This is a genomic window from Christiangramia sabulilitoris (assembly GCF_007050985.1).
Lineage (GTDB): Bacteria > Bacteroidota > Bacteroidia > Flavobacteriales > Flavobacteriaceae > Christiangramia > Christiangramia sabulilitoris.
Genome location: NZ_VHSF01000007.1, coordinates 1 through 10,409 on the forward strand (window position 1 = coordinate 1; position 10,409 = coordinate 10,409).

5 protein-coding genes and 2 rRNA genes are annotated in these 10,409 nt (G+C 42.8%); 3 read left to right on the plus strand and 4 right to left on the minus strand.

All coding sequences use genetic code 11. The annotated features are described in order from the left end of the window. On the minus strand, positions 1–1,462 hold a 1,462-nt coding region (locus FGM01_RS14360), incomplete at its 3' end, for a SprB repeat-containing protein (protein ID WP_143411885.1). A gap of 574 nt (positions 1,463–2,036) precedes the next feature. Between FGM01_RS14360 and gltB the strand changes: the two genes are divergently transcribed. Both gltB and FGM01_RS14370 read left to right on the plus strand, forming a co-directional pair. Beyond that, positions 2,037–6,560, plus strand: coding sequence for a glutamate synthase large subunit (gene gltB / locus FGM01_RS14365; RefSeq protein ID WP_143411886.1), 4,524 nt, complete (start codon positions 2,037–2,039; stop codon positions 6,558–6,560). Between the two features lie 2 nt (positions 6,561–6,562). Next, positions 6,563–8,023 (plus strand): glutamate synthase subunit beta, encoded by a 1,461-nt coding sequence (locus FGM01_RS14370; protein ID WP_143411887.1) that lies wholly within the window; start codon positions 6,563–6,565, stop codon positions 8,021–8,023. A gap of 51 nt (positions 8,024–8,074) precedes the next feature. Here the strand turns inward: FGM01_RS14370 and FGM01_RS14375 are convergent, their stop codons facing one another. Further along, the gene (locus FGM01_RS14375) at positions 8,075–9,013 is read right to left on the minus strand and encodes a DUF4382 domain-containing protein (protein WP_143411888.1); all 939 of its coding nucleotides are present in this window, start codon (positions 9,011–9,013) and stop codon (positions 8,075–8,077) included. Positions 9,014–9,293: 280 nt separating this feature from the next. On the opposite strand from FGM01_RS14375, the gene FGM01_RS14575 reads away from it, so the two are divergent. After that, positions 9,294–9,464, plus strand: a complete 171-nt coding sequence (locus tag FGM01_RS14575) for a hypothetical protein (RefSeq protein WP_166435240.1) — start codon at positions 9,294–9,296, stop codon at positions 9,462–9,464. 423 nt (positions 9,465–9,887) lie between these two features. Here the strand turns inward: FGM01_RS14575 and rrf are convergent. Together rrf and FGM01_RS14385 are read right to left on the minus strand one after the other, a co-directional pair. After that, positions 9,888–9,997 (minus strand): 5S ribosomal RNA (gene rrf, locus FGM01_RS14380). Positions 9,998–10,154: 157 nt separating this feature from the next. Continuing rightward, a 23S ribosomal RNA gene (locus FGM01_RS14385) occupies positions 10,155–10,409 on the minus strand; the annotation flags it as partial.

Genomic DNA, 10,409 nt, shown 5'->3' on the forward strand with positions numbered 1-10,409 from the left:
CACTCTTAAAGACACCAGTGGTGGCATCAGGGCTCACACTTCCTACTTCTGTATCGTCACCACCATTCTCTCCAACCTTGTAAAGCTTATAACTATCAAATGAACTGTTAGTCGCAGTATCATCAAGGGCGATGATTCCATCTCCCGCGCCATTACAACTGATATCCGTAGACTTCAAGGTCAAACTCAAGGCCGCTGGATCGGTAAAGGTCTCCGTATCACTTTTCTTGGTACACGTATCTACCCCATTGCCAGAGGCTACTGTACCGATTATGTAATAACTGCCTGCGCCCATATCACTCTTAAAGACACCAGTGGTGGCATCAGGGCTCACACTTCCTACTTCTGTATCGTCACCACCATTCTCTCCAACCTTGTAAAGCTTATAACTATCAAATGAACTGTTAGTCGCAGTATCATCAAGGGCGATGATTCCATCCCCCGCGCCATTACAACTGATATCCGTAGACTTCAAGGTCAAACTCAAGGCCGCTGGATCGGTAAAAGTTTCTGAATCTCCTTTCTCACAAATAGGGTCTGAAGAATCTTTAATTTTCCAATTATAAGTTGTTCCTAGATTACTTCCTTGAAGATTTGATAGTGTTATTTCGTAAGGTGGCCCTGGAGGAAGGGTGGTAAGATCGATAGGGGTCGAACTGTATCCATTACCATCTCCGGAATCCAGATAATATGGTGCTTTCCCTCCACTAAAAGTGATCTTCATAGAACCATCTCCAGCTCCATTACAGCTTATATCTGTGCTTTCGCTACCAGCAGATAAACCTACACCAACTCCTAAAACTGGAATTATTCCACATTTAGGATTAATTTTGGAAGCATCTATTCCTCCACATTGTCTATTATCATTCTTAGAAGCATCTGTCCACCCCTGATAAATATTGGTAAGTTCTAATGATGTTCCACAGATATAAGGAATTTCCGGAATTGGAACATTATTACTATCAGTAACTAATTCATATTTTCCAGATGTACTATTATATTTATACACTAATAAATTGCTAAAGGTCGCAAGTTTAATTCGTGGTGGATCTATATAATCATTTCCAGGCAAAATTTCATTTTCACAACCTTCCAACATATAAAATTCTTTACTATTATCACCTGGGTTTGTCACTGTTAATTGTGCCCAGAATGAAAAAGAAGCCCTTTTTGATTCAGTATTATTCCGAATCCCTAGAGTTAAACCAGCAGTAATTGTCTGTCCATCTGTACAAACACAGGTTGGTAAATCCAGATCTGCACTTATGATATCCAAATCATTAGAAGTACATCTTGCTGGAGCTGGTAAACTAAAAAAATCTCTTACTGTTTGAGTCTGGGCAAATGTGTTAGTAGAAAATAAAAATATTCCGAAAATTATAATTCTCAGAAATTTTGCTCTGATACATTTAAAAAAAAGATTTTCAAGAAACCTTTTTTTATTAATTGTAAATTCTTTCATAATTTAATTTTTTAAAGGTTAGCACCAATAGCATGGCTTCACCTTCAAAAGCAGAATGGGCGAACTAAATTTTTAATACGGTTTAATCTATAAAACCTAATTGAAGGGGGGAAACTATCCTTGTCAATACAAGGCACTTACCAAAATGGTAATCCGTCTTCGGGGGGAAGTGATTTTTTGTGAATTATTTGATTATACAAGGACACAACGGTTTAACCCGAGAGAATCTCAAAAAAAAATAATTCAATAGAATAGGTTTGGATCTGGGCAGGATAATAAGTTAATTCATCACACAAGCTTATATACTCAAAATCAACTGATTAAATTTAGGATTTTATTAATTAAAAAACTATTAGGTTGTTAATGAAATCAAAAATTACGGGTTTTCCCCCTATAATAAAATCCATTTTCACGCATTGTTTATTTCATAATTAGAAATGCCTTTAATTTCCATATCCACATTTTAAAGCCTTCAAATTATCAAATTCTAAAAACTTGATTTAAAGATCTTTAATCCTTCACTTTTTAAGTTGCTTTTCGATAACTTTAAAAGGATAATTCAGAATGAACATATATGAAAATGAAGGAACAGGGACTCTACTCCCCTCTTAATGAACGGGATAACTGTGGTGCAGGTTTTATCTGTAATCTTAAAGGCGAAAAAAGCAATAAGATCATTCATGATGCCATAGACATCCTCATTAGACTGGAACACCGGGGAGCGGTAAGTGCCGATGGAAAGACCGGGGACGGGGCAGGAATTCTTATCGAAGTACCCCATGAATTTTTTAAAAAGGTTTGCGATTTTGAACTACCTGAGATTAGGGAATATGCCGTGGGAATGTTGTTCCTGCCAAAGAACACGAATCAGGCAGATTTATGTAAAAATATATTTGAAAAAGAGGTTGAAAATCAGCAATTAACTATCCTGGGATGGAGACAGGTTCCGGTAAACCATGCCTGCCTGGGAAAAATGGCCAGCAATGTAGAGCCGGCGGTAGTACAGGTATTTATTGGTCGGCCACAAAATATGGAAGACCGCGTCTTTAATGCCAGACTCTTTTCTGCCCGCAAGATCGCAGAGCATACCATCGAAAATTCAGGGCTTGCCCAAAGCGATTATTTTTATTTCTCCAGCCTCTCCACCAACACTATTATATATAAAGGTCTTTTGATGCCCCAGGACATCAACGAGTATTATAAAGACCTGAATGATCCAGATGTGATCACCAAGCTCGCCCTGGTGCACCAGAGATTTTCCACCAATACTTTTCCCACCTGGGACCTGGCACAGCCTTTCAGATATATGTGCCACAACGGGGAGATCAATACCCTTCGTGGAAACCTGAGCAGGATGAAAGCGAGAGAAGAGCTTTTTGAAAGTGACATTTTCGGGGAGGATATTAAAAAGATCATCCCGGTGATCAGGGAAGGGAAATCAGATTCAGCCTCCATGGATATGGCTTTGGAAATATTACTGCAAACCGGCAGGTCCTTACCCGAGGCTATCATGATGATGGTTCCTGAAGCATGGGAGAAGAACCCCTCCATGAAAGAGAATAAAAAGAACTTTTACGAATATAATGCCTGTATTATGGAACCCTGGGACGGGCCGGCTTCCATCCCATTTACCGATGGAAATTATATTGGTGCCCTTCTGGACCGTAATGGCCTGAGACCTTCCCGGTACACGGTAACTAAAGACGGATACGTGGTAATGTCTTCTGAAACCGGCGTACTGGATATAAAACCCGAAAATGTTTTAAGGCATGGCCGGCTTGAGCCGGGAAGAATGTTCCTGGTAGATATGATCAAAGGCCGTATCATCGAAGATGAAGAGGTTAAGGAAAAGATCGTAACAGAAAGGCCTTACGGAAAATGGTTAAAAGATAACCTGCTTCCCCTGGCCGAAGTACCATATACCGGCAACCAGACCCCGGTAGAGGATATTCCATATCTAACCAGGCTTAAATTATTTGGCTATACCTATGAAGATATTACCACGATCATCTCCCCCATGGCAGACAAGGCTAAAGAAGCGATCGGTTCTATGGGTACAGATATTCCGCTTGCCGTATTATCAGACAAGCCGCAACTTTTATTCAATTACTTTAAACAGCTTTTCGCCCAAGTTACCAATCCGCCATTAGATGGGATCCGGGAGGAAATTGTAACAGATATAAGCCTCTCTATCGGGGAAGATCTTAATTTGTTTAATATCATTCCCGAGCAGGCTAGGAAACTGAAGATCCAGAACCCCGTGATCTCCAATGAAGACCTGGATAAGATAAAATATATCGATTACCCCGGGTTTAAAGCCAGGTCTATCTCCATGCTTTATGAGGCTGAAAAAGGCATGAACGGGCTGGAAGACCGGCTTGAAGAAATGATCACTGAAATAAAAGATGCCGTTGATGACGGCTGCAATATTATCATATTGTCAGACAGGAATGTGAACCCGGAACTGGCTCCCATCCCTTCCCTGCTTGCCTGTTCGTTTGTGCATCACCGGGTGAAGGACCATAACAGAAGGTCATCTTTTGGTATCGTCATAGAATCTGCAGAACCCCGGGAACCGCATCATTTCGCCGCGTTATTTGGATATGGCGCCAGCGCAATAAATCCTTATATGGTCAATGAGATCATCTATGACCTCGTTGAAAAAAAGGAGATCGAGGTAGAAGATGCTGAAGTTGCTGTGGAGAATTTCAATATCGCCATTGGGAAAGGGATCATTAAGATCATGAACAAGATCGGGATCTCCACCCTGCTTTCTTATCGTGGCTCCCAGATCTTCGAGATCCTGGGACTCAATAAGAAATTCGTTGATAAATACTTCTGTAATACCCCCACCAGGATCGAAGGAATTGGCCTTTATGAGGTCGAAAAGGAAATTCAGAAAAGATATCAGCATGCTTTCTTTCCGCCGGAAACCGAAACCGATCTCGACCTGGAGATGGGCGGGGACTACCGCTGGAGAAGAAATGGAGAGCGGCATGTCTTTAACCCTGCCAGTGTTGCCAAACTTCAACAGGCGGTGAAACAGAACAGTTACCAGACCTATACTGAATATTCCAATATCATCAATGAGCAGAATGAGAAACTGATGACCCTGAGGGGCATGTTCAAATTCAAAGATCTTAATCCAATTCCGCTGGAAGAAGTAGAACCGTGGACCGAGATCGTAAAACGCTTCAAAACCGGGGCCATGTCCTTTGGTTCCATCAGCAAGGAAGCGCATGAAAATTTGGCCATCGCCATGAACCGTATAAAAGGTAAAAGTAACAGTGGTGAAGGTGGCGAGGATGCAGACCGGTTCCAGAAGGATATAGACGGGAACTGGAGGAATTCTGCTATCAAACAGGTGGCTTCAGGAAGATTTGGTGTAAGTATAGACTATCTCACCAATGCCCGCGAAATACAAATAAAAATGGCCCAGGGCGCTAAACCCGGGGAAGGCGGACAACTTCCCGGGGCAAAGGTAAATCCGGATATCGCGAAAACCAGAAATTCCACGCCTTATGTAGGCCTGATCTCGCCTCCTCCACACCACGATATTTACTCCATCGAAGACCTGGCGCAACTGATTTTTGACCTTAAAAATGCCAACCGGGAAGCCCGTATCAATGTGAAACTGGTTTCAAAAGTTGGTGTAGGAACCATCGCGGCCGGGGTGGCCAAGGCCAAAGCAGATGTGGTATTAATTTCCGGATATGACGGGGGTACCGGGGCTTCTCCCCTAACCTCCTTAAGACATGCCGGCCTTCCGTGGGAACTTGGAATTGCCGAAGCTCAACAAACTTTATTGCTGAACAATCTTAGGAGCAGGATAGTTGTGGAATGCGACGGCCAGTTAAAAACGGGACGTGATGTGGCCATCGCCTGTCTCCTGGGAGCCGAGGAATTTGGATTCTCCACCGCTCCACTGGTAGCGACCGGTTGCATTATGATGCGGGCCTGCCATTTGAATACCTGCCCGGTAGGGATCGCTACCCAGGACCCCGAACTTCGTAAGAATTTTAAAGGGACCCCTGAGAATGTGATTAATTTCATGTACTTCATAGCCCAGGAACTGCGTGAGATCATGGCGCAACTGGGATTCAGAACCCTTGAAGAAATGGTTGGGCAATGCCAGAAACTAGATACCAAGAAAGCGATCAAGCATTACAAGGCCCAGGGAATAGACCTTTCTAATATCCTGTTCAAGCCAAATATAAAACCCGGAGTTCCACTGGCGAATACCGAAAAGCAATTACATAATATAGAAGGCGTACTGGATTTCGAGATCCTGAGCAAGGCGCATCCGGCCATCTATCGCAAGGAACCAGTTACTCTCAGCTATCCTATTAGCAATACCAACAGGACCACGGGAACCATAATCAGCAATGAGATCTCCAAGATACATGGGGCCAAAGGCCTTCCCAAGAACACCCTGACCCTTAATTTTACGGGATCTGCGGGACAGAGTTTTGGTGCCTTTGCCGCAAGAGGATTGAATCTTAATATCGAAGGTAATTCCAATGATTACTTCGGAAAAGGACTTTCCGGGGCGATCCTCTCCATCAGAAAACCTAAAACCGCGACCTTTAAGAGCAATGAGAATATCATCATTGGGAATGTCGCGCTTTACGGTGCTACCAACGGGGAAGCTTATATTAACGGAATTGGCGGAGAAAGATTCTGCGTACGAAATTCCGGAGCCAAAGCTGTGATAGAAGGAATCGGTGACCACGGCTGTGAGTATATGACCGGTGGTACAGCCGTTATCCTGGGTAAAACAGGCCGGAACTTTGCTGCCGGAATGAGCGGTGGAACGGCTTATATTTTTGATCCGGGCAACGAGATGGACCGGAATAACTTTAATATGGAAATGATCGAGCTGGAAGCTCCTTCCGAAGAAAATCTTCAGGAACTGCAGGAATTGATAGTTAACCATTATCAATACACAGAAAGTGAAGTTGCAAAAGATATTCTGAACGATTGGGAGAACAGCTCAAAGGGATTTATAAAGATCATGCCTACAGAATATAAGCGGGCGCTGGAGAAAATGGAAGAAGAAACGAATAAACTAGAAGAGGCAGACCTTAAAACAGTATAAGAATGGGTGAATTAAGAGGATTTTTAGAATACGAACGCAAGGAAGAAGAAAATATAAAACCGGAAGAACGGATCCAGAACTATAAGGAATTCCATATTGAGTATAAATCTGAAGAATTACAAAAGCAGGGCGGGCGCTGTATGGACTGCGGAATCCCATTTTGTCATAGCGGCTGCCCCTTAGGCAACCTGATCCCTGATTTTAATGATGCCGTTTATAGAAACGAATGGCAAAAAGCTCTGAAGATCTTACATGCGACCAATAATTTCCCGGAGTTTACGGGAAGATTGTGTCCCGCTCCCTGTGAATCTGCCTGTGTACTAGGCATCATTCAGCCGCCGGTGGCCATAGAGATGATAGAGAAATATATCGTGGAACGAGGTTTTAAGGAAGGCTGGATCAAACCCGAACCACCTGCGCACAGAACCGGTAAAAAAGTTGCGGTAATAGGATCTGGCCCTGCAGGTTTGGCCGCAGCACAGCAACTCAACAGAGCGGGACATACAGTTACTGTCTTTGAACGTGACTCGAAAATAGGTGGCCTGCTAAGATATGGGATCCCTGATTTTAAAATGGAAAAACATATTATTGATCGCCGCCTTGACCAAATGACGCAAGAAGGCATAAAATTCAGGACAGAGACAGAAGTTGGTAAAAATTATTCGGTGGAAGAACTGAAGAATTTTGATGCGGTCGTACTTTGCGGTGGTGCAACCGAAAAAAGGAATTTACCTATTCCAGGATCTGATGCTGAAGGCGTGGTCCAGGCAATGGAATTCCTTAAACATAATAACGAAGCCGTGGATGGCCTTCATGTAGTAGAAGAAAGATTCAGTGCAAATGGAAAAGATGTTATCGTGATTGGCGGTGGAGATACCGGTTCAGATTGCGTGGGAACTTCCAACAGGCACGGAGCTAAATCTGTAACAAATTTTGAGATCATGCCCCTGCCTCCCGAAAAGAGATCTTCTGAAAACCCATGGCCATACTGGCCCTTTACCTTAAAGACCAGTTCTTCTCATGAAGAAGGTGTGGAAAGAAACTGGAGCATACAGACGAAAGAATTTATAAAAGATGCTGAAGGAAAATTAAAAGCTTTAAAAACGGTTCAGGTAGAATGGCTAAAAAGACCAGGCCAGCGGCCGGAGTTGAAGGAGGTTCCCGGTACAGAAAAAGAATGGCCATGTGACCTGGCGCTGTTATCTCTTGGATTTACCGGTCCTGAAAAGACATTAAGTGAGAAATTAGGCCTGGAGAAAGATGACAGAACAAATATTAAAGGCGGCACTAATTACCGTACTAATGTGAAGAACATATTTGTGGCCGGGGATATGCGCCGGGGACAGTCTTTGATCGTTTGGGCGATCTCTGAAGGTCGCGAAGCTGCCCACCACGTGGATACCTATCTCATGGGAAGATCAAAGCTTCCTATTAAGGGAGAAGGAGATCTGCCTACACCATAAAAAAAGCCCCTGCAATTAGGCAGGGGCTCTTAATTTCTGGCTTATTCTAAATTATAATCCTAAAAGACCGGTAAAGGAAACCTGGATATTAACTTCAGAATTAGATTCAACTCTAAATCCGGTGAGATCCAGACTGCTTATTGCGCTGGCCTCTACCATTCCGGTAAATTCAAGTTTACCATCCTGATCGTTGTCCGAGTAGGATGCAAAATGTAATTCGTAATCACCTTCTTCTAAAAAGTGAATTTCAAATTCCCCGTTAGAACTGGTTACTACAGAACTACTCACAGCGTTGGCGAAGTTGATTCCGTCATTATTCGCATTACTTTCAGAATTGCTGAAAGTACCCTTTTTATAAGCGTAGGCTACGACTACTTCTCCATTCGCCTCAGACATATTATCTGCCTTTCCTTTTACTGCACCGGCATTTAACTTGTTTACGGTTCTAAGATTATTCTCTAATTGAGTTTTAGAAACAAATGAAAAATTATCTCCTTCCTGCTTTACAGTTTTACGCAAATCGAAATCTATGATGATCTCATTACGTGCATCATTCACGATCTCAACCTGGTCCTTAATATTAATTTCAGTAGCACCAGATAGCTTTTGTTTAGCACCTCCGTTAAGAACTACATAATTCCCGGGTCCATTCCCAGTAGCATCTGTATCGGCCAGAACCAGGCTTATATTTGAAGTTGTACCAGATTTAAGGTTAAGATTACCTAGTAACTCAGTTCGTCCCTTAGTAAGGCTGCTAAGCTGGATAGTGGTCTTATTAAAACCTTCGATAGCCTTACCATTGACCCTTACTTCAGAAACTGTAACAAAAACAGCTTCGACATTGGCCTGATCTACCGGTGCATCTGTTAGGTAAACTGCCGTGGAATTTTCTCCATTACCGGGATTCTCAAGAGAATCATCTTCTGAACAGGAAATGAATAATACTAAACCTAATAACAGACTTAACTTAGTTAGATTTTTAATTAGCATAGTTTAATTAATTTTTATGTTGATTAATTTTTAATTCAATTAACCCAATGTTGTTTAACGATGGTTGGGTTAATACTCATTTAGAAATGCAAAGTCTGAGCCATATTCAATACATTCCATTAATTTTATAGCCATTTTCTTACGCACAATTGTTAAAATACTGAGTATGAACCGCTGATACCCCGGCTAAATACACTATTAAAAGTTTAATGACCTGTCAGCTAATTGACAGAAACGATAATTGTGGAATTATTCCCCAAAATTGCTGAAATCTCCCCCTATGCAGGGTTCTCTATATGAAGCTTACCTGCCTTTCCCAACAGCTAGGCAGGAAAGCGATCTTTCAGCCTGGCTCAGGACAGGCCGGGCTCTCCCACGACACAGTAGTACTCCCGATCCCACCGTTTCGGGACGGGACGCTAACTGGCTTTACTTACTTTACCGGGAATAGATAACGCTTGGGATCAGGATCGATCTCTGGATCTGGTATTAGGGAACAAAAAAACCTTCATCTTAGATGGAGGGTTTCATTTATGGGTATAAAAAAACCCCTTCAGAGATCTGAAGGGGTTTTCAAAAAGAAGGCGGCGATCCTTCGGCTGTGCTCAGGACAGGCCTGGCTCTCTCACCATACAGCAGTACTCCCGATCCCGATGCTTCAAGACGAGACGCTAACTGGCTTTACTTGTTCTCCCAAGTATATATTGTCTCCTATTAGATTTGATCTCTGGATCTTGCATTCGAAACAAAAAACCCTTCATCTTATGTACGAATTCGGTTATGGGTATAAAAAACCCCCGGCATCTGGTGATCACGGGGGTTTGAGTTATGGGTATAAAAAAACCCCTTCAGAGATCTGAAGGGGTTTTCAAAAAGAAGGCGGCGACATACTCTCCCACAATACAGCAGTACCATCTGCGCTAACGGGCTTAACTACTCTGTTCGGGATGGGAAGAGGTGAGCCCCGTTGCTATAGCCACCTTAAAAGGTAAGTTATAAGCTTCGAGCTTAAAACTGTCCCGACTTGATCGGGACTAATATCTTTGACATACTTAAGAAACAAAAAATAAGAAGAACGCTGTAATGCAATTATAACATAAGCATTTGGCGGCTCTGAGGTTTTGCGGCCTCAGAGCCATCGCGCATCAAGCTTTACGGAGTATTAGTACTACTCGGCTATGACATTACTGCCTTTACACCTGTAGCCTATCAACGTGGTAGTCTCCCACGGTCCTTTAAAGAAATCTCATCTTGTGGTGGGTTTCGCGCTTATATGCTTTCAGCGCTTATCCCTTCCGAACGTAGCTACTCTGCAGTGCTCCTGGCGGAACAACAGATACACCAGAGGTTCGTCCAATCCGGTCCTCTCGTACTAGGATCAGGTCCACTCAAATTT